Annotated in this window: 18 protein-coding genes and 1 pseudogene; 1 reads left to right on the top strand and 18 read right to left on the bottom strand. The window is 57.3% G+C overall.

All coding sequences use genetic code 11. From position 1 onward, the window contains the following. Nucleotides 1-12: 12 nt before the first annotated feature. The 18 genes from L9059_RS07275 to mnmG all read right to left on the bottom strand — a co-directional run bounded on the left by L9059_RS07275 (nucleotide 13) and on the right by mnmG (nucleotide 17,568). Complete coding sequence (locus L9059_RS07275) at nucleotides 13-639, bottom strand: glutathione S-transferase family protein (protein ID WP_247289644.1); 627 nt, start codon at nucleotides 637-639, stop codon at nucleotides 13-15. A 123-nt stretch (nucleotides 640-762) separates the two neighbouring features. Further along, nucleotides 763-1,665 (bottom strand): LysR family transcriptional regulator, encoded by a 903-nt coding sequence (locus L9059_RS07270; RefSeq protein WP_247289642.1) that lies wholly within the window; start codon nucleotides 1,663-1,665, stop codon nucleotides 763-765. A gap of 101 nt (nucleotides 1,666-1,766) precedes the next feature. Beyond that, the gene (gene glmS, locus L9059_RS07265) at nucleotides 1,767-3,599 is read right to left on the bottom strand and encodes a glutamine--fructose-6-phosphate transaminase (isomerizing) (RefSeq protein WP_247289641.1); all 1,833 of its coding nucleotides are present in this window, start codon (nucleotides 3,597-3,599) and stop codon (nucleotides 1,767-1,769) included. 1 nt (nucleotide 3,600) lies between these two features. After that, nucleotides 3,601-4,377: a DeoR/GlpR family DNA-binding transcription regulator gene (locus tag L9059_RS07260; protein WP_247289639.1), complete on the bottom strand. Its 777-nt coding sequence runs from the start codon at nucleotides 4,375-4,377 to the stop codon at nucleotides 3,601-3,603. Nucleotides 4,378-4,583: 206 nt separating this feature from the next. Continuing rightward, nucleotides 4,584-5,951, bottom strand: coding sequence for a bifunctional UDP-N-acetylglucosamine diphosphorylase/glucosamine-1-phosphate N-acetyltransferase GlmU (glmU, locus tag L9059_RS07255; protein WP_247289637.1), 1,368 nt, complete (start codon nucleotides 5,949-5,951; stop codon nucleotides 4,584-4,586). A 117-nt stretch (nucleotides 5,952-6,068) separates the two neighbouring features. Then, the gene (locus tag L9059_RS07250) at nucleotides 6,069-6,494 is read right to left on the bottom strand and encodes a F0F1 ATP synthase subunit epsilon (RefSeq protein ID WP_247289635.1); all 426 of its coding nucleotides are present in this window, start codon (nucleotides 6,492-6,494) and stop codon (nucleotides 6,069-6,071) included. Nucleotides 6,495-6,539: 45 nt separating this feature from the next. Then, complete coding sequence (gene atpD, locus L9059_RS07245; protein ID WP_201196056.1) at nucleotides 6,540-7,919, bottom strand: F0F1 ATP synthase subunit beta; 1,380 nt, start codon at nucleotides 7,917-7,919, stop codon at nucleotides 6,540-6,542. A gap of 27 nt (nucleotides 7,920-7,946) precedes the next feature. Then, a complete protein-coding gene (gene atpG, locus L9059_RS07240) occupies nucleotides 7,947-8,807 on the bottom strand; it encodes a F0F1 ATP synthase subunit gamma (protein WP_247289633.1) in 861 nt (286 codons plus the stop codon). 50 nt (nucleotides 8,808-8,857) lie between these two features. Then, complete coding sequence (gene atpA, locus L9059_RS07235; protein WP_247289631.1) at nucleotides 8,858-10,402, bottom strand: F0F1 ATP synthase subunit alpha; 1,545 nt, start codon at nucleotides 10,400-10,402, stop codon at nucleotides 8,858-8,860. A 21-nt stretch (nucleotides 10,403-10,423) separates the two neighbouring features. Next, nucleotides 10,424-10,960 carry a F0F1 ATP synthase subunit delta gene (locus L9059_RS07230; protein ID WP_201199223.1) on the bottom strand — a complete coding sequence of 179 codons (537 nt, stop codon included), beginning with the start codon at nucleotides 10,958-10,960 and terminating at the stop codon, nucleotides 10,424-10,426. 12 nt (nucleotides 10,961-10,972) lie between these two features. After that, nucleotides 10,973-11,443, bottom strand: a complete 471-nt coding sequence (locus tag L9059_RS07225) for a F0F1 ATP synthase subunit B (RefSeq protein ID WP_008027535.1) — start codon at nucleotides 11,441-11,443, stop codon at nucleotides 10,973-10,975. Between the two features lie 54 nt (nucleotides 11,444-11,497). Continuing rightward, complete coding sequence (gene atpE, locus L9059_RS07220) at nucleotides 11,498-11,755, bottom strand: F0F1 ATP synthase subunit C (RefSeq protein WP_002555987.1); 258 nt, start codon at nucleotides 11,753-11,755, stop codon at nucleotides 11,498-11,500. A 133-nt stretch (nucleotides 11,756-11,888) separates the two neighbouring features. Next, nucleotides 11,889-12,758, bottom strand: coding sequence for a F0F1 ATP synthase subunit A (atpB, locus tag L9059_RS07215; RefSeq protein WP_247289629.1), 870 nt, complete (start codon nucleotides 12,756-12,758; stop codon nucleotides 11,889-11,891). A gap of 16 nt (nucleotides 12,759-12,774) precedes the next feature. Continuing rightward, the gene (locus L9059_RS07210; RefSeq protein WP_010465473.1) at nucleotides 12,775-13,182 is read right to left on the bottom strand and encodes a F0F1 ATP synthase subunit I; all 408 of its coding nucleotides are present in this window, start codon (nucleotides 13,180-13,182) and stop codon (nucleotides 12,775-12,777) included. Nucleotides 13,183-13,330: 148 nt separating this feature from the next. Further along, on the bottom strand, nucleotides 13,331-14,203 hold the full coding sequence (locus L9059_RS07205) for a ParB/RepB/Spo0J family partition protein (protein ID WP_045061243.1): 873 nt from the start codon (nucleotides 14,201-14,203) through the stop codon (nucleotides 13,331-13,333). 9 nt (nucleotides 14,204-14,212) lie between these two features. Beyond that, nucleotides 14,213-15,010, bottom strand: a complete 798-nt coding sequence (locus tag L9059_RS07200) for a ParA family protein (RefSeq protein ID WP_008007890.1) — start codon at nucleotides 15,008-15,010, stop codon at nucleotides 14,213-14,215. Nucleotides 15,011-15,028: 18 nt separating this feature from the next. Continuing rightward, nucleotides 15,029-15,673, bottom strand: a complete 645-nt coding sequence (gene rsmG, locus L9059_RS07195) for a 16S rRNA (guanine(527)-N(7))-methyltransferase RsmG (protein ID WP_247289628.1) — start codon at nucleotides 15,671-15,673, stop codon at nucleotides 15,029-15,031. Further along, a complete protein-coding gene (mnmG, locus tag L9059_RS07190) occupies nucleotides 15,670-17,568 on the bottom strand; it encodes a tRNA uridine-5-carboxymethylaminomethyl(34) synthesis enzyme MnmG (protein ID WP_247289627.1) in 1,899 nt (632 codons plus the stop codon). The genes rsmG and mnmG overlap by 4 nt, the downstream gene beginning before the upstream one ends. Nucleotides 17,569-18,171: 603 nt before the next feature. Between mnmG and L9059_RS07185 the strand changes: the two are divergent. Beyond that, nucleotides 18,172-19,001: pseudogene (locus tag L9059_RS07185) on the top strand (Tn3 family transposase); the annotation flags it as partial. Nucleotides 19,002-19,245: the final 244 nt, after the last annotated feature.

The raw sequence follows: 19,245 nt of genomic DNA, 5'->3' as shown, positions 1-19,245 counted from the left end.
GTCTCCCCTGCATCAGGCAGTGGTTTGCAGGCCGGCGACGGTGCGCGGCATCGGCACAAACCCTGGCAAGGCTTCAACACGGGCGAGCCAAGCGCGCACGTTGGCGTAATCCTCGAGTGACACATTGCCTTCAGGCGCATGGGCAATGTAGCTGTAGGCAGAGACGTCGGCAATCGTCGGCTCGTTGCCCGCCAGCCAAGTCGTATCAGCCAGTTCGTGATCCATTATTTTGAGCAGATCGTGGGCGCGAGTGATGGCTTCTTCCGCGTTGTAGGGCGCACCGAACACAGTGATCAATCGGGCACGAGCCGGACCGAAAGCAATCTGCCCTGCAGCAACCGAGAGCCAGCGCTGAACCTTGGCGGCTCCTGCAGGATCCGTGGGCAACCAGCGCCCGTTACCGTATTTCTGCGCCAGATAAACCAGGATCGCATTGGAGTCGGTGAGAATCACCCCCTGATCATCCAGTGCCGGTACTTGCCCGAACGCGTTGATCGCCAGGTATTCAGGCTGCTTGTGGGCACCTTTGGCCAAGTCGACGAATATCAGCTCGGCGGGCAATTGCAGCAGGGACAGCATCAGCTCAACGCGGTGCGCATGGCCGGACCGCGGGAAGTTGTAGAGTTTGATCGGTTGCATGGTGAACTCCGCTGTTGGGGCGCGGATCAGGAGCTCAGCGCCGAGGAAAGCCATCCTCCGCCAATCAGCAGACCAATAGAATCACCAGTATTTGCAATCAAATATTTCACCCAGTGGAATAATTCAGCGGCGCAGGGACGGATGTTCTCGCAGTTCATTGACCGCAAAATCCACGAAACCGCGAATTCTCGCGGGTGCTTTACGACCGCCTTGATAGACCACATGGATGGGTAACGGTGGCAGTTCAAACTCAGCGAGGACAATTTCCAGCTCGCCGGCCTCCACCTGATTGGCCACTTGGTAGGAAAGCACTCGGGTGAGGCCCAGCCCCAGGCAAGCCGCGCTGATTGTCGCCTGATTAGCCGTCACCATCAGCCGTGGTTCCAGGCGCACACTCAACGGAATCCCGGCGTCGAGAAACGGCCAGTTGCGCTGCTGCCCCGTCGCTGAGGTCGCAATGACCGGCACTTGCGCAAGATCCTGCGGGTGCACCGGCCGGCCGTGAGCCTGGAGAAAAGACGGCGACGCGCAAATGACCCGGCGAACCTCGCCGACTCGAATCGCATGCTGATTACTGTCAGCCAACTCGCCGATGCGCACCGCCACATCGACCCCCTCCTCGACCATGCTGACGATTCGATCCACCAGCAACGCATTGATGCTCACGTCAGGAAACCGCGTCAGGTAACTCACCATGATCGGAGTGACAAAAAGATCGCCAAACAGAACAGGAGCCGTAACCGTCAATTGCCCACGGGGCTGGGCATGACTGCCGGCTGCCGAATCCTCGGCTTCCTGCACCTCGCCAAGAATTCTCCGACAGTCCTCCAGATAACGCTGGCCCGCTTCACTGAGGTGAACACTGCGGGTAGTGCGCGTGAGCAGCTGCGCGCCGATGCGTTTTTCCAACGCGGCGACTGCGCGAGTGACGCTGGCTGCGGACATGCCCAAATGCCGTGCCGCCGCCGAGAAGCCCTGGGCTTGGGCGACGGCGGCGAATACCTGCATTTCCTGGAAACGGTCCATGGACGGTTTGCTCTTATCAAAAGCAAAAGATCGCAGCCTTCGGCAGCTCCCACAAGAGCTCGATGGATGCGATCTTAGGTACTAACCGGGCTGTGGATAACTTATTCCACAGTTACCGACTTCGCGAGGTTGCGCGGCTGGTCGACGTCGGTGCCCTTGAGCACGGCGACGTAGTACGACAATAGCTGCAGCGGGATGGTGTAGAGAATCGGCGACAGGATGTCGTGGATGTGCGGCATGTGCACGACGTGGGTGCCTTCACCGTTGGTCATGCCTGCTTTTTCGTCAGCGAAGACGATCAGCTCGCCACCGCGGGCGCGCACTTCCTGGAGATTGGATTTGAGCTTTTCCAACAGTTCGTTGTTCGGCGCCACGGTAACCACCGGCATATCGTTATCCACAAGCGCCAGCGGACCGTGCTTGAGCTCGCCCGCCGGGTAGGCTTCGGCGTGGATGTAGGAAATTTCCTTGAGCTTGAGCGCACCTTCCATGGCTACCGGGAACTGCGCACCGCGGCCCAGGAACAAGGTGTGATTCTTCTCGGCGAACAGCTCGGCGATTTTCTCGACGGTGCTGTCCATGGCCAGCGCTTCACCCAGGCGGGCAGGCAGACGACGCAACTCTTCGACCAGGGTGGCTTCGACGCCTTCGGCCAACGTGCCGCGAACCTGGCCGAGGGACAGGGTCAGCAACAGCAGGCCGACCAGTTGAGTGGTGAACGCCTTGGTGGAAGCCACGCCGATTTCACGACCGGCCTGGGTCAGCAGGGTCAGGTCGGACTCACGCACCAGCGAGCTGATGCCAACGTTGCAGATCGCCAGGCTGGCCAGGAAGCCCAGCTCCTTGGCATTACGCAGCGCCGCCAAGGTGTCGGCGGTTTCGCCGGACTGGGAGATGGTCACGAACAGGGTGTCGGGCTGGACCACCACTTTGCGATAGCGGAACTCACTGGCGACTTCGACCTGGCACGGGATGCCAGCCAGTTCTTCCAACCAGTAACGGGCAACCATCCCCGCGTGGTAGCTGGTGCCGCAGGCGACGATCTGAACGTTGCGCACCTTGGCGAACAACTCGGCAGCCTGTGGACCGAACGCCTGCACCAGCACCTGGTTCTGGCTCAGGCGACCTTCGAGGGTGCGTTGCACGACCGCTGGCTGCTCATGGATTTCCTTGAGCATGAAGTGGCGGAACTCGCCTTTGTCGGCGGCTTCGGCACCATCGCGGTACTGCACCGATTCACGCTCGACGCTCTGGCCGTTAACGTCCCAGATCTGCACGCTTTCGCGGCGAATCTCGGCGATATCGCCCTCTTCCAGGTACATGAAGCGGTCAGTGACCTGACGCAAGGCCAATTGGTCCGAAGCCAGGAAGTTTTCACCCATGCCGAGGCCAATCACCAGCGGGCTGCCACTCCGCGCGGCAACCAGGCGATCCGGTTGATCAGCGCTGATGACGGCCAGGCCATAGGCACCGTGCAACTCTTTGACGGTAGCCTTGAGTGCCACGGTCAAATCAGCCAAGTCCTTGAGCTTGTGGTTCAGCAAGTGGGCGATGACTTCGGTGTCAGTGTCCGAAGTGAACACGTAACCCAAGGCTTTTAGTTGGTCGCGCAGGGCTTCGTGGTTTTCGATGATGCCGTTGTGCACCACCGCCAGGTCGCCGGAGAAATGCGGGTGAGCATTGCGTTCGCACGGCGCGCCATGGGTGGCCCAGCGGGTGTGGGCAATGCCCAGACGCCCCAACAGTGGCTCTTCGGTCAGGGCCAGCTCCAGCTCGCTGACTTTGCCCGGGCGGCGCATGCGCTCCAGCTTATCGTCGTTGGTATAGAGCGCCACACCGGCGCTGTCATACCCGCGGTATTCAAGACGCTTGAGGCCTTCTAGCAGGATTGGGGTGATGTTACGTTCTGCGACTGCGCCGACAATTCCACACATGCTATTTCTCCTGACTGACAGCTGCGCAGATCAGGGTGATCCCGCGCGCCTGAATCTGATCCCGTGCCTCGAGCGACAGGCGATCATCGGTAATAAGGGTATGGACGCTGCTCCAGGGCAGCTCCAGGTTGGGAATCTTGCGACCTATCTTGTCGGCCTCGACCATCACCACCACTTCCCGGGCGACTTCAGCCATGACGCGGCTCAGCCCCAGCAGTTCGTTGAAGGTGGTGGTACCGCGAACCAAATCGATGCCATCGGCACCGATGAACAGCTGGTCGAAATCGTAAGAGCGTAGTACCTGCTCCGCGACTTGGCCCTGGAAGGATTCGGAATGCGGGTCCCAGGTACCACCGGTCATCAGCAGCACCGGCTCATGCTCCAGTTCGCTCAACGCGTTGGCGACATTCAAGGAATTGGTCATGACCACCAGACCCGGTTGTTGCCCGAGTTCAGGAATCATCGACGCCGTGGTGCTGCCACTGTCGATGATGATGCGCGCGTGCTCGCGGATGCGTAACACGGCAGCCCGGGCAATCGCCTGCTTGTATTTGGAGACCGGCTGACCGATATCGGCCACCAGCTCCTGGGGCATGGTGATTGCGCCACCGTAACGGCGTAGCAGCAGGCCATGACTTTCAAGGGCGGCAAGATCCTTGCGGATCGTAACTTCCGAGGTTTCGAAGCGCTTGGCCAACTCGTCCACACTGACTTCGCCCTGCTCATTGAGCAAGGCGAGGATATTGTGGCGACGCTGAGGTGTATTGCGTTTCGACATGAGCTGGTAAGTTTCGATTCGAAAGATAACGGAAGCAATCAAAACCTATCAGCGAAACTTCGTCAAGCGGGAGGCGATAAAAAGATGAAGACCTTGTAGGAGCGAGCTCGCGATGGACTTGAGAGCGCCGTTAGCTGTCTGGCTTCCCGCGTTATCGTTATCGTGCATCGCGAGCTCGCTCCTACAGCAGTCGGGCTGTGGATAACTTACGGCTTTTTGATTTTCTCCGGGCGCTTCCAACCGTCGATGTTCTTCTGGCGTGCACGACCCACAGCCAACTGTGCTTTATCCACATTCTGTGTGATGGTCGAACCCGCTGCGGTGGTTGCACCGCTGGAGATATCCACAGGCGCAACCAACGAATTGTTGGAACCGATGAACACGTCCTCGCCCAACACGGTTTTCCACTTGTTGGCGCCATCGTAGTTGCAGGTGATGGTGCCGGCACCGATGTTGGTGCGCGCGCCAATTTCGGCATCTCCCAGATAACTCAAATGACCTGCCTTGGCACCTTCGCCCAAGTGAGCGTTTTTTAGCTCGACGAAGTTACCCACATGCGCACGCGCCTCAAGCACGCTGCCTGGACGCAAACGAGCGAATGGGCCGGCGTCGCTGCCCTCGCCCATGATCGCACCATCGATATGGCTATTGGCTTTGATCACCACACCCTTGCGCAGGGTACTGTCCTTGATCACACAGTTTGGACCGATCACCACGTCGTCTTCGATAACAACTTTGCCTTCAAGAATCACGTTGATGTCGATCAGCACGTCGCGGCCAACCGTGACTTCGCCACGAACATCAAACCGCGCGGGGTCGCGCAGTGTTACGCCCTGGGCCATCAGGCGCAGGCCCGCACGCAACTGATAGTGACGCTCCAGCTCGGAGAGCTGCTTGCGATCGTTGGCGCCCTGCACTTCCATGGCGTCATGCGCTTGCTCGGTAGCTACCACTAGTCCATCGCTCACCGCCATGGCAATCACGTCGGTCAGGTAATACTCGCCTTGGGCATTGTTGTTGGAGAGCCGGCTCATCCAACTGCTCAGCTGTGCAAAAGGCATGGCCAAAATGCCGGTATTGCCTTCGGTGATGGCGCGCTGAGTTTCGTTGGCGTCCTTCTGCTCGACGATGGCGGTGACCTTCCCCTCGGCATCACGCACGATGCGGCCATAACCGGTCGGGTCGTCCAGCTCAACGGTCAGCAAGCCCAACTGCTGTGGGGCTACTTTCTTCAGCAGGCGCTGCAGGGTTTCAACTTCGATCAAGGGCACGTCGCCGTAGAGGATCAGCACGGTGGCGGACTCGATGAACGGCACCGCTTGGGCAACGGCGTGGCCGGTACCGAGCTGTTTGTCCTGCAGGACAAAATTCAGGTCATCCGCCGCCAGCCGCTCACGTACGGCATCGGCGCCGTGGCCAATAACCACGTGAATGCGGTGTGGATCAAGTTGGCGCGCCGTGTGGATAACATGCCCGAGCATGGAATTGCCGGCGATCGGGTGCAGCACTTTCGGCAATGCCGAGCGCATGCGTGTGCCTTGGCCTGCAGCGAGGATAACAATTTCTAGAGACATGACTGGCTACCAATCCTGGGTGGTCAGCGGCTGCGACCAGGTGATGAATATCGGAAAAGAAAAAAGGGTAGCCGAGGCTACCCTTTTTAATCAATCGCACAAAAAGTTGCAGGCCTGTTAGTGGCCAAACTTTTTGCGGATCTGCTGGACGGTGCGCAGCTGAGCTGCAGCCTCGGCCAGACGTGCAGCGGCAGAACCGTAATCGAATTCAGCGCCACGTTCATGCAGGGCCTTCTCGGCAGCCTTGACGGCTTCCTGAGCGGAGGCTTCATCCAGGTCGGCAGCACGTTGCACAGTGTCGGCAAGAACCTTGACCATGTTCGGCTGAACCTCGAGGAAACCACCGGAGATGTAAAACACCTCGGCTTCCCCGCCTTGCTTGATCAGGCGGATTGGACCCGGCTTGAGATTAGTGATCAGCGGCGCGTGACCCAGGGCGATACCAAGATCACCCAGTGCACCGTGCGCAATCACCATCTCGACCAGGCCGGAAAAGATTTCCCCTTCCGCGCTGACGATATCGCAATGGACTGTCATAGCCATCTGATTGCCTCAACCTAAATTAGCGCCCGTTACCGGGCGCCGGGATTACAGTTTCTTGGCTTTCTCGATCGCTTCTTCGATGCCGCCGACCATGTAGAACGCTTGTTCTGGCAGGTGGTCGTAGTCACCGTTGAGGATGCCTTTGAAGCCAGCAATGGTGTCTTTCAGGGAAACGTATTTACCCGAGGCACCGGTGAAGACTTCAGCCACGAAGAACGGCTGCGACAAGAAACGCTGGATCTTACGAGCACGGTTTACCAACTGCTTGTCGGTTTCCGACAGCTCGTCCATACCCAGGATCGCAATGATGTCCTTCAGTTCTTTGTAACGCTGCAGAACATACTGAACGCCGCGAGCGGTGTCGTAGTGGTCCTGGCCGATCACGTTCGGATCCAGCTGGCGCGAAGTCGAGTCGAGTGGATCGACCGCTGGGTAGATACCCAGGGAAGCGATGTCACGGGACAGAACGACGGTTGCGTCCAAGTGGGCGAAGGTGGTCGCTGGCGACGGGTCAGTCAAGTCATCCGCAGGTACGTATACCGCTTGGATCGAGGTGATCGAACCGTTTTTGGTCGAAGTGATACGCTCTTGCAGAGTACCCATCTCTTCGGCCAGGGTCGGCTGGTAACCTACTGCGGAAGGCATACGGCCCAGCAGTGCGGATACTTCAGTACCGGCCAGGGTGTAACGATAGATGTTGTCGACGAACAGCAGAACGTCGTTACCTTCGTCACGGAACTTCTCGGCCATGGTCAGGCCGGTCAGTGCTACGCGCAGACGGTTACCCGGCGGCTCGTTCATCTGACCGTAAACCAGTGCCACTTTGTCCAGAACGTTGGAATCCTTCATCTCGTGGTAGAAGTCGTTACCCTCACGAGTACGCTCACCCACACCGGCGAACACGGAATAACCGCTGTGCTCGATGGCGATGTTACGGATCAGTTCCATCATGTTTACGGTTTTGCCTACACCGGCACCACCGAACAGACCAACTTTACCACCCTTGGCGAACGGGCAAACCAGGTCGATAACCTTGATGCCGGTTTCCAGCAGGTCGTTGCCGCCAGCTTGTTCAGCGAAGGTTGGCGCAGGACGGTGAATGCCCCAGCGCTCTTCGGTGTCAATCGGGCCAGCTTCGTCGATCGGGTTGCCCAGAACGTCCATGATCCGGCCCAGGGTCGCTTTACCGACTGGTACGGAGATGGCTGCACCGGAGTCAGTGACTTCCAGACCGCGCTTCAAGCCCTCGGTGGAACCCATCGCAATGGTACGTACCACGCCGTCGCCCAGCTGCTGCTGAACTTCCAGGGTGGTGCCTGCATCGCTTTGTACTTTCAAAGCGTTGTAGATGCTCGGTACGCTGTCGCGTGGAAATTCCACGTCGATAACGGCGCCGATGATTTGAACGATACGTCCGCTACTCATAGCTGGATCCTCTGAATATTTGAACCGTTAAACCGCGGCAGCGCCGCCGACGATTTCCGAGATCTCTTGGGTGATCGCAGCCTGACGCGCCTTGTTGTAGACCAGCTGCAAATCGCTGATCAAATCACCGGCGTTGTCGGTAGCGTTCTTCATCGCGATCATCCGCGCAGCTTGTTCAGCCGCGTTGTTCTCGACCACCGCCTGGTAGACCTGCGACTCCACGTAACGGACCATCAAGCCGTCAAGCAGCTCTTTGGCGTCCGGTTCGTACAGATAATCCCAGTGGTGCTTGAGCTCCTGTTCCGGCGTTGCCACCAGTGGAATCAACTGCTCCACGGTAGGCTGTTGCGTCATGGTGTTGATGAACTTGTTGGACACCACGGACAGGCGGTCAATACGGCCGTCCAGGTAGGCATCCAGCATCACCTTGACGCTGCCGATCAGGTCATTGATCGACGGCTCTTCACCCAGGTGGCTGATAGCTGCTACGACGTTACCGCCGAAGTTGCGGAAGAAAGCCGCACCCTTGCTACCAACTACACACAGATCGATCTCGACGCCGTTTTCGCGGTTTACCGCCATGTCCTTGACCAGAGCCTTGAACAGGTTGGTGTTCAAGCCACCACACAGACCACGGTCACTGCTCACCACAACATAACCAACACGCTTTATTTCACGGTCGATCATGAATGGGTGGCGATATTCCGGGTTGGCGTTGGCCAGATGGCCAATAACCTGGCGGATGCGCTCCGCGTAAGGACGGCTAGCAGCCATGCGCATTTGTGCCTTGCGCATTTTACTGACCGCCACTTTTTCCATGGCGCTGGTAATCTTTTGCGTGCTTTTGATGCTCGCAATCTTACTGCGAATCTCTTTTGCGCCTGCCATGTAACACCTATCAGGTTAGCAAGCGGGAGCCTCGCGGCTCCCGCTGCGGCTTACCAGGTTTGGGTGGCCTTGAACTTCTCGATACCGGCTTTCATGCCAGCGTCGATTTCGTCATTGAAGTCACCCTTCACGTTGATCTTCGCCATCAAATCGGCGTGATCGCGGTTGAAGAAAGCAATCAGCGCTTGTTCGAAGCTGCCGACCTTGGTGATTTCAACGTCAGTCAGGAACCCACGCTCAGCGGCATACAGCGACAGCGCCATGTCAGCGATCGACATTGGTGCGTATTGCTTCTGCTTCATCAGCTCGGTAACGCGCTGACCATGCTCAAGTTGCTTACGGGTCGCTTCGTCCAGGTCAGAAGCGAACTGAGCGAATGCCGCCAGTTCACGGTACTGAGCCAGAGCGGTACGGATACCACCGGAGAGCTTCTTGATGATCTTGGTCTGAGCGGCACCACCCACACGGGATACCGAAACACCGGCGTTCACAGCAGGACGGATCCCGGAGTTGAACATGGCCGATTCCAGGAAGATCTGACCGTCAGTGATGGAAATCACGTTGGTCGGAACGAACGCGGAAACGTCGCCAGCCTGGGTTTCGATGATCGGCAGTGCGGTCAGGGAACCGGTTTTGCCGGTCACTGCGCCGTTGGTGAACTTCTCTACGTATTCTTCCGAAACGCGGGATGCGCGCTCCAGCAGACGGGAGTGGAGATAGAACACGTCGCCTGGGTAAGCTTCACGGCCTGGTGGACGGCGCAGCAGCAGGGAAATCTGGCGATAAGCAACTGCTTGCTTGGACAGATCGTCATAAACGATCAGCGCGTCTTCACCGCGGTCGCGGAAGAATTCACCCATGGTGCAACCGGAGTACGGAGCCAGGAACTGCAGTGCTGCAGATTCCGAAGCGCTCGCGGCGACGACGATGGTGTTAGCCAGCGCGCCGTTTTCTTCCAGCTTGCGAACCACGTTGGCGATGGTCGATTGCTTCTGACCAATCGCTACGTAGACGCAGAAAATACCGCTGTTTTTCTGGTTGATGATCGCGTCGATCGCCAGAGCGGTTTTACCGATCTGACGGTCACCGATGATCAGCTCACGCTGGCCACGGCCGACAGGGATCATGGCATCGACAGCCTTGTAGCCAGTCTGTACAGGCTGGTCTACCGACTTACGCCAGATCACGCCTGGAGCAACTTTCTCGACCGCATCGGTCTCGGTGTTGTTCAGCGGACCTTTGCCGTCAACTGGGTTACCCAGTGCGTCGACTACGCGACCCAGCAGTTCCTTACCAACCGGAACTTCGAGGATGCGGCCGGTGCACTTGGCGCTCATGCCTTCAGCCAGAGACTGGTAGGAGCCCAAAACTACGGCACCTACGGAGTCTTGCTCCAGGTTGAGAGCCATACCGAAGACGCCGCCCGGAAACTCGATCATCTCGCCGTACATGACGTCGGCCAGACCGTGAATCCGCACGATACCGTCAGATACGCTGACGACAGTGCCTTCGTTACGGGCTTGGGAGGTCACATCGAGTTTGTCGATGCGGCCCTTGATAATTTCACTTATTTCGGAAGGATTGAGTTGCTGCATTGCTCTGCTGCCCCTTCAAACTCAAGATTTCAATGCTTCGGCAAGATTCGCGAGTTTGCCGCGAATCGAGCCATCGATTACCAGGTCGCCGGCGCGAATGATGACACCACCAATAAGGGCGGCATCCTCCGCAACTTGCAGGCGCACTTCCCGGTTGAGTCGTGCACTGAGAACCTTGGCGAGTTTGTCTTGCTGTTCTTGGTTCAATGCGAAGGCACTGGTGACTTCAACGTCTACCGATTTCTCTTGTTCGGCCTTGTACAGGTCGAACAGAGCGGCGATCTCCGGCAACAGCGGGAGACGGTCGTTTTCGGCAACGACGTGAATGAAGTTCTGCACCTTCACATCAAACTTGTCGCCGCACACGTCAATAAACGTGGCGGCCTTGTCTGCGCTCGTCAGTCGCGGGGCCTTGAGCACGCGCTGCATAGTGTCGTCTTGCGACACTGCTGCAGCCAGGCCGAGCATGGCTGACCAAGAGGCCAGTTGCTGGTGGGCCTGGGCGTGCTCGAAGGCTGCCTTAGCGTAAGGTCGGGCCAACGTGGTCAATTCTGCCATGATCGCCCTCGCTTAAATTTCAGCAGCCAGTTTGTTTACCAGCTCCGCGTGCGCGTTTTGATCGATTGTGGCACCCAGGATCTTCTCGGCGCCGCCGACAGCCAGAGCACCCAGTTGGGCACGCAGCGCGTCTTTGACACTGTTCAGTTCCTGCTCGATCTCGGCCTGAGCCTGAACCTTCACACGGTCAGCGTCGATACGGGCTTTTTCAACAGCCTCTTCAACAATCTGGTTACCGCGTTTCTTGGCTTGCTCAATGATTTCGGCTGCCTGAGCTTTCGCTTCGCGCAGTTGCTGACCCGCTTTATCTTGGGCCAGCTCCAGGTCGCGAGCTGCTCGGGCGGCAGCGTCCAGTCCATCCGCGATCTTCTTCTGACGTTCGTGCAAAGCCGCGATGACCGGAGGCCACACGAACTTCATGCAAAACAGTACAAAAATGAAGAACGCAACGGACTGGCCAATCAGGGTTGCATTAATGTTCACGCCAACACCTCGCTCGTTCGTTGCACATCACACCAATTACTCGAAGGCGAGTAATTAGCCAGCGAGTTGACCAACGAATGGGTTCGCGAAAGTGAAGAACAGAGCGATACCAACACCGATCATGGTTACGGCGTCGAGCAGACCGGCAACGATGAACATTTTAACTTGCAGCATTGGAACCATCTCTGGCTGACGCGCTGCGCCTTCCAGGAATTTGCCACCCAACAGGCCGAAACCAATTGCGGTGCCCAGTGCGCCCAGGCCGATCAACAGTGCAACAGCGATAGCGGTTAGACCAACTACAGTTTCCATCTTTCCTCCCGACTTTTACGTCGTATGGTTTAGGTTTTTTAGATTTTAAAGCGGTAAAACAAATCGTTTCATAGCCCTGTTAGGGCACCCACCCGTTTGACCGGGTGGGACATCAGACCAGTCGAGACTGATCTTAATGGTTCTCTTCGTGCGCCATCGACAGGTAGACGATGGTCAGCATCATGAAGATAAACGCCTGCAGGGTGATGATCAGGATGTGGAACACTGCCCACGCCCACTGCAGAACTACGCCCAGGCCGCTAAGCCAGAGCAGACCGCTGCCGAACATCACAGCAATCAGAATGAAGACCAGCTCGCCGGCGTACATGTTGCCGAACAGACGCAGTGCCAGGGAGATAGGCTTGGCAATCAGCGTCACGAACTCCAGCAGGAAGTTCACCGGAATCAGCAGGGCTTGAACAAAGATGTTCTTGCTGCCGAAAGGGTGCAGGGTCAGTTCGCCGATGAAGCCGCCGATACCCTTGACCTTGATGCTGTAGAAAATGATCAACGCGAACACCGACAGGGCCATGCCCAGGGTAGCGTTCGGGTCAGTGGTGGATACGGCACGGAACGGAATGTGCGCATCGCCAGTGATCAGGATGGCCAGCTGAGGAATCCAGTCGACCGGGATCAGGTCGATGGCGTTCATCAGGAAGACCCAGACGAATATGGTCAGTGCCAGCGGTGCAATCACCGGGCTACGACCATGGAAGCTGTCTTTCACGCTCCCATCGACGAATTCGACCAATACTTCAACGAAGTTCTGCAAAGCACCTGGTTGTCCGGACGTCGCTTTCTTCGCCGCCATGCGAAAAAGAAGAACGAAGATCAGACCCAACGCGACCGACCAGCCGAGAGTATCGACGTGGAAAGCCCAGAAGCCCATTTCCTTGGCTTCTGCTGCGGTGTGGGCAAAACCCCAGCCGCCGTTAGGTAGCTGCCCGAAGGTCAGGTTCTGCAAGTGGTGCTGGATATAGCCCGAAGCGGTTGTTTCTGCCATGGTTGCCTCAAACGCCCTAAGGTCTCGAAAGTCTTGTTCTCATCAGCAGGGGCGCGAACCAGCTGACCAGTTGGGTCAACACGAAGACGCCGAATACAGCTAGCGGCGCCAATGGCTTCACACCTGCAAACGTCAATGCAAAGAGCACTGCCGTCAAAATCAGTTTGCCCGCCTCGCCGGCATAAAATGACCGGACGATGGCTTGAGCTGCTCGGGCGCCGGAAAACCGAAATGCCCTGTGAGCGAAATACACATTGGGCAGCAAGGCTATCAGGCCTCCGCAGAGTCCCGAGTACCCGGCAACGACTCCGTGCCATTGCCAAAGCGCCAAAGCGGCGATCAGCAAAACGACAAACTGAGCCATCAACACCGGAAAAACTGCCAGGCGATGGAACGGCAAGCGGTTTGGCGTGCGGCTCTCCATCGTTTTTGCTCCCCAATGATCGGCTGCCAGAATTCAATAACTTGGCATAATTTGTGCCGACAAAATGCGCGCAGAGTATAGGGGCGGTTCTGCCCCTATTCAACTGTCAGGTAGTGATTTCCGACTGCACGCTACATAAGGAATTGTTTCAGCGAATGTGTGCGAGCACACCCTGGAGCTCATCGAGGGAGTTGTAGCCAATCACCAATTGGCCCTTCCCCTTCTTTCCGTGCCTAATCTGCACCGCAGAGCCCAGGCGCTCGGCCAGGCGCTGCTCGAGCCGGGCGATATCCGGGTCTGGTTTAGCCGGTTCAACAGGCTCCGGTTTGCCATTCAACCACTGGCGAACCAGTGCCTCGGTTTGGCGCACGGTCAGCCCCCGTGCGACAACATGTCGCGCCCCTTCAACCTGCTGATTCTCCGGTAAACCGAGCAACGCACGAGCGTGGCCCATTTCCAGATCCCCATGGGACAGCATGGTCTTGATTACTTCGGGCAACGCGATCAAGCGTAGCAGGTTGGCTACGGTCACGCGGGATTTACCCACCGCCTCTGCTACCTGCTGCTGGGTGAGCTGGAATTCCTGCTGCAAACGCTGCAGGGCCACCGCCTCCTCGACCGGATTCAAGTCTTCGCGCTGAATGTTCTCGATCAACGCCATGGCGATCGCAGTCTCATCCGGAACGTCGCGCACCATTGCCGGGATGGTTTCCTGGCCAGCCTGCTGGCTCGCACGCCAGCGGCGCTCGCCAGCAATGATTTCAAAACGTCCGCCACCGATGGGGCGCACCACGATCGGTTGCATCACGCCCTGGGCCTTGATCGACTGCGCCAGCTCTTCCAGCGCCTGCGGATCCATGTCCCGTCTAGGCTGATACTTACCCCGCTGGATCAGATCCAGCGGCAGGTGCTGCAGCTCGCGCTGATCAGCCTGAACCGCCTGCTCTTCCAGCGAACTGACGGTAGGACCGCTCAGCAGTGCATCCAGTCCACGTCCGAGACCTCGTTTCTTGACGGCCATGGGGATTCCTTAAGTTGCCTGAGCAGCGGCTATACGTGAATTTTTACGTTGGCGGCGAACCATTTCGCCAGCCAAAGCCAGGTAGGCAATGGCGCCCCGCGATGATTTGTCGTACGCCAGCGCTGGCATGCCGTAGCTCGGCGCTTCAGCCAAGCGGATGTTGCGCGGAATGACCGTGTCGTAAAGCTGATCGCCAAAATGTTCCTTGAGCTGTGCCGACACGTCGTTCATCAGGCTCAGTCGCGGGTCATACATGGTCCGCAGCAGGCCTTCGACTTTGAGGTTAGGATTGAGCAGCTCGGCGATGCGCTTGATGTTATCCACAAGGTCGCTCAGGCCTTCGAGTGCGAAGTACTCACACTGCATGGGGATAATTACCCCATCGGCGGCAACCAGTGCATTGAGCGTAAGCATCGACAGCGAAGGAGGGCAGTCGATCAAAATGTAGTCGTAGTTCTCGCGGATCGGCGCCAGCGCGCTGCGCAGACGACTCTCCTTCATCTGCATTTCCAACAACACCACTTCGGCCGCAGTCAGGTCGCGGTTAGCCGGCAGTAGCTGATAACCACCGTGCTCGGAGTAGTGCATGGCCTGGGCCAAGTCACATTCACCGATCAGCAGGTCGTAGACCGAATTTTCCAGGCCGTGCTTATCCACACCGCTACCCATGGTGGCGTTGCCCTGTGGATCAAGGTCGATCAACAGCACCCGACGCTTGGTAGCGACCAGGGATGCTGCGAGGTTGATGCAGGTGGTGGTTTTACCCACACCACCTTTCTGGTTCGCAATCGCGAATACCTTAGCCATTCTTGCTTTTGTTCCCAATCATGCCGTGCGGCGCAGTATCAGCAGATGGCGTTGGCCTTGGCAACCAGGTACGGCCAGGGCGTGTTCGCTATCGAGGTGGAAGTCTGCCGGCAATGCTACCAGCTCATCGGCCGGATGAACGCCCTTCATTGCCAGCCAACGCGTGTCGCTATCGCCAAGGTGGCGAGTCCAGTTGCTGAAATTTTCCATGCTGCTAAACGCCCGGGAGATGATCCCGTTGAATGGCTCGGCAGGCTGGAAAGCTTCGACGCGACTGTGGATAACTTGCAGGTTGTCCAGTTTCAGCTCGAGTTTGACCTGAGTCAGAAACCGGGTTTTCTTGCCATTGCTGTCCAGGCAGGTCACTTGTGACTGTGGATACAGGATGGCCAAAGGTATACCGGGCATGCCACCGCCGCTGCCTACATCGAGCCAGCGACCGTCCTCCACGAAAGACATCACGCTCAAACTGTCGAGCAGGTGACGGGAAACCATTTCATCCGGATCACGGACTGCGGTCAGGTTGTAGGCCTTGTTCCATTTTATCAACAGGGCCAGATAACCCAGCAGCTGTGCGTGCTGGGTGTCGGTCAGTGTGACACCGAGCTGGCGAGCACCTGTGGATAACTCTTCGGCGTGTTGCGAGGTGACCAACGAACTCAAGCGCTTTGCTCCAACTGACGGCCCGCGCCGCGTTTTTTCAAATGAATCATTAGCAGCGAAATGGCTGCCGGAGTAACGCCCGGGATACGCGACGCCTGGCCTAGTGTTTCGGGACGGGTCGCGCCGAGCTTGCTCTGGATCTCCTTGGAGAGACCGGAAATATTCGTGTAATCGATATCCACAGGCAATTTGGTGTCTTCGCTGGCCCGCAAACGAGCGATTTCGTCCTGCTGGCGATCAATGTATCCGGCGTACTTGGTCTTGATTTCGACCTGCTCGGCAACCTGTGGATCTTCTGCGCCCCCACCGGTCACGGCGATCAGACCAGCGTAGTCGATTTCCGGACGGCTCAGCAGGTTGAGCAAATTGTATTCGTGAGTCAGCGGGGTACCGAATTTTTCAGAAATGGCATCGCCCTGCTGAGTGCCCGGGCGCACCCAGGTGCTTTTCAACCGTTGTTCTTCCAGTGCAATGCTGTCGCGCTTGGTGCAGAACGCCGCCCAACGGGCGTCATCGACTAGGCCCAGCTCGCGACCTTTTTCGGTCAGACGCAGGTCCGCATTGTCTTCCCGCAGGATCAGGCGGTACTCCGCACGGGAGGTAAACATCCGGTACGGCTCCTGGGTACCCAGGGTAATCAGGTCGTCGACCAGTACTCCGATGTACGCCTCGTCGCGGCGTGGGCACCAGGCATCTTTGCCCTGCGCACGCAGAGCGGCGTTCGCGCCAGCCAGCAAACCCTGAGCGCCGGCTTCTTCGTAACCGGTGGTGCCGTTGATTTGGCCGGCAAAAAACAGACCGGCGATCACTTTGGTTTCCAGGCTGTACTTCAGGTCGCGGGGATCGAAGTAGTCGTATTCGATCGCATAGCCTGGGCGAACAATGTGCGCATTCTCCATGCCGCGGATCGATTGCACGATCTGCAACTGCACGTCGAACGGCAACGAAGTGGAAATCCCGTTGGGATACAGCTCATTGGTGGTCAAGCCTTCGGGCTCGATGAAGACCTGATGGCTTTCCTTGTCGGCAAAGCGATGGATCTTGTCTTCGATCGACGGGCAATAACGCGGACCAATGCCCTCGATCATCCCTGCATCCGAATACATCGGCGAACGATCAAGGTTGGCGGCAATGATTTCGTGGGTGCGGGCGTTGGTATGGGTAATCCAGCAGCTCACCTGCCGCGGGTGCTGCTCCTTGGAGCCCATGAACGACATGACCGGAATCGGCGTATCGCCGGCTTGCTCGGTCATCAGCGAAAAATCCACCGAACGGCTGTCGATGCGCGGCGGCGTTCCGGTTTTGAGGCGCCCCACCCGCAGCGGCAGCTCGCGTAGACGTTGAGCCAGGGCGATTGAGGGCGGATCACCGGCACGACCGCCGGAAAAATTCTGCATCCCGATGTGGATAAGTCCACCCAGGAAAGTGCCGGTGGTCAACACCACCGAGTCTGCCAGAAAGCGCAGACCCATTTGAGTGATAACACCACGCACCTGATCCTGCTCGACGATCACGTCATCGGCCGCTTGTTGAAATATCCACAGGTTCGGCTGGTTTTCCAGGATTTCGCGGACAGCTGCCTTGTACAGAACCCGGTCTGCTTGAGCGCGAGTTGCACGCACGGCCGGGCCTTTGCGGCTGTTCAACACGCGAAACTGGATTCCGCCTTTGTCGGTAGCCATGGCCATCGCACCGCCGAGGGCGTCGATTTCCTTGACCAGGTGACTTTTGCCAATGCCGCCAATAGCAGGGTTGCAACTCATGGCACCAAGGGTTTCCACGTTATGCGTCAGCAACAGGGTTTTTGCCCCCATACGTGCTGAGGCCAGTGCTGCCTCGGTACCGGCATGACCGCCGCCGATGACGATCACTTCAAAACGGGAAGGGAAATCCACCACGCACCTCGTGCCTGCTTTCAGTTGGGTAATCAGGAATGGTTTGAGCTCAGGTTTCTGGACCTGGTCGACAAGTATAGGGACTTCGCCCTTCCTAAAGAACCCTTTGCACAAAATTTAACCAGCTGTGGAGAAGTCGGGGTTATAGAAATTAAAAAGAGAGAAATTTATTAAATCTTTGTTTTTATGTTTATTTCTACTGAGGCACTTTTCTGTGGATAGATCTCTACAGGCCTTATTCTACAATGTGTACAGCGTTTAAAAACCCTGTGTTCATGTGCCAATAAGGCCCTTGGATAACCGGTTTAAGCCTGTGGATGAAAGGGGTTGTTATCCACAGGGGCGGTTATGTTCATTTTTTGCGCCCTGTTATCAACTGCCCTTAGTGGCAGTTATTCACAGGGCTTAATCCAGAGTTTTTGCGGATTTCCTGGAAATGCAGGCGCAGAAATTTCTCCCGCGAACCTTTTGGTCAGGCTCAGAAATGGAGATCCGCAAATCCTAGGGGAAGAATTTAGCTTCGCAGGCTTCAAGGATCTGGCTGGACGCTCTGACTCCTGGCCCAAGTCGTCGGCAGATGCTCAAGCTCTTGCTGTGAGTCGCCAGAATTGTCGCTTCGGCTTCAGTCCGGCTGGCAAGGGAGTAGCGGCTAGTCTGGACTGGTTGCAACTGAACCTGCCTCGTAGGAAGCTGGAGGATGATGCGCCGCAGGAGATCGTGGCCAAGGCTTGGCAGAGGCACATCACCCGCGAAGATGGCTCCCTCGACATGGGCGCCTATGTATTCTGCACGCTCGATGCACTGCGCACAGCCCTAAGCCGCCGCGATGTCTTTGTTTCACCCAGTTGGCGCTATGCCGACCCGCGTATAGGTCTGCTCGATGGTGCAAAATGGCTGTCGGCACGACCGATCATCTGTCGCTCACAGGGCTTGACCATCGACGCAAAAACGACCTTGGATGCCTTGTCTGCCGAGCTGGATGCGACTTGGCAGGCAGTCGCCACCCGCCTGCCCGACAATCCTGCGATCCAGTTAAGCGAAAACGCGGAGGGAAAAACCGAGCTGTCCCTCGGGGCACTGGACAAGCTGGAGGAACCGAACTCGCTGCTGCAACTGCGTGCTGCCGTGGCCGACCTGATGCCGCGTGTCGATCTGCCGGAAATTTTATTGGAAATCGCTGCCCGTACAGGATTCTCCGAAGCCTTCATTCATGTGTCCGAACGCAATGCACGAGGTGATAACCTGGTGACAAGCCTGTGTGCGGTGCTTTTTTGGGGGGGGCCTGCAACATCGGCCTGGAGCCATTGATCCGCAACGACAACCAAGCGCTGCGCCGTGACCGGCTGTCCTGGGTGAGCCAGAACTATCTCCGTGACGAGACCCTGTCAGCAGCCAATGCCATTTTGGTGGCTGCGCAGAGCCAACTGGAACTGGTTTACTTTCGTGAAAACCAGCGTCTTGGATTGTCTTTAGTCGGGAGACAAAACGTTTGAAGCAGGGCACTTATGAAAGCGATCCATCGAATTATATAATCACTTCCAAAAACATCTTTGGATGGTAGATATAAAAAAATATAACCATAGCGAGCTACGCTGAGTTGATTTGCCCCCCAAAGTATAAGCAATGTAAAAAAAAACCAAAACCTCCCATGCGTAAGGCTGTCCCCTGAAATTCTTC

It is taken from the genome of Pseudomonas violetae, assembly GCF_023072615.1.
In the GTDB taxonomy this organism is placed as follows: domain Bacteria; phylum Pseudomonadota; class Gammaproteobacteria; order Pseudomonadales; family Pseudomonadaceae; genus Aquipseudomonas; species Aquipseudomonas violetae.
This window is presented reverse-complemented; position numbering and strand designations above follow the sequence as displayed.

What these genes read in the sequence shown, in the direction of transcription:
- glmU (WP_247289637.1), bottom strand. Translation starts at nt 5,951, where the DNA reads ATGTCTCTAGAAATTGTTATCCTCGCTGCAGGCCAAGGCACACGCATG.
- L9059_RS07205 (WP_045061243.1), bottom strand. Translation starts at nt 14,203, where the DNA reads ATGGCCGTCAAGAAACGAGGTCTCGGACGTGGACTGGATGCACTGCTG.
- L9059_RS07200 (WP_008007890.1), bottom strand. Translation starts at nt 15,010, where the DNA reads ATGGCTAAGGTATTCGCGATTGCGAACCAGAAAGGTGGTGTGGGTAAA.
- L9059_RS07270 (WP_247289642.1), bottom strand. Translation starts at nt 1,665, where the DNA reads ATGGACCGTTTCCAGGAAATGCAGGTATTCGCCGCCGTCGCCCAAGCC.
- L9059_RS07210 (WP_010465473.1), bottom strand. Translation starts at nt 13,182, where the DNA reads ATGGAGAGCCGCACGCCAAACCGCTTGCCGTTCCATCGCCTGGCAGTT.
- L9059_RS07275 (WP_247289644.1), bottom strand. Translation starts at nt 639, where the DNA reads ATGCAACCGATCAAACTCTACAACTTCCCGCGGTCCGGCCATGCGCAC.
- L9059_RS07230 (WP_201199223.1), bottom strand. Translation starts at nt 10,960, where the DNA reads ATGGCAGAATTGACCACGTTGGCCCGACCTTACGCTAAGGCAGCCTTC.
- glmS (WP_247289641.1), bottom strand. Translation starts at nt 3,599, where the DNA reads ATGTGTGGAATTGTCGGCGCAGTCGCAGAACGTAACATCACCCCAATC.
- atpB (WP_247289629.1), bottom strand. Translation starts at nt 12,758, where the DNA reads ATGGCAGAAACAACCGCTTCGGGCTATATCCAGCACCACTTGCAGAAC.
- atpD (WP_201196056.1), bottom strand. Translation starts at nt 7,919, where the DNA reads ATGAGTAGCGGACGTATCGTTCAAATCATCGGCGCCGTTATCGACGTG.
- L9059_RS07260 (WP_247289639.1), bottom strand. Translation starts at nt 4,377, where the DNA reads ATGTCGAAACGCAATACACCTCAGCGTCGCCACAATATCCTCGCCTTG.
- atpG (WP_247289633.1), bottom strand. Translation starts at nt 8,807, where the DNA reads ATGGCAGGCGCAAAAGAGATTCGCAGTAAGATTGCGAGCATCAAAAGC.
- L9059_RS07250 (WP_247289635.1), bottom strand. Translation starts at nt 6,494, where the DNA reads ATGGCTATGACAGTCCATTGCGATATCGTCAGCGCGGAAGGGGAAATC.
- atpA (WP_247289631.1), bottom strand. Translation starts at nt 10,402, where the DNA reads ATGCAGCAACTCAATCCTTCCGAAATAAGTGAAATTATCAAGGGCCGC.
- atpE (WP_002555987.1), bottom strand. Translation starts at nt 11,755, where the DNA reads ATGGAAACTGTAGTTGGTCTAACCGCTATCGCTGTTGCACTGTTGATC.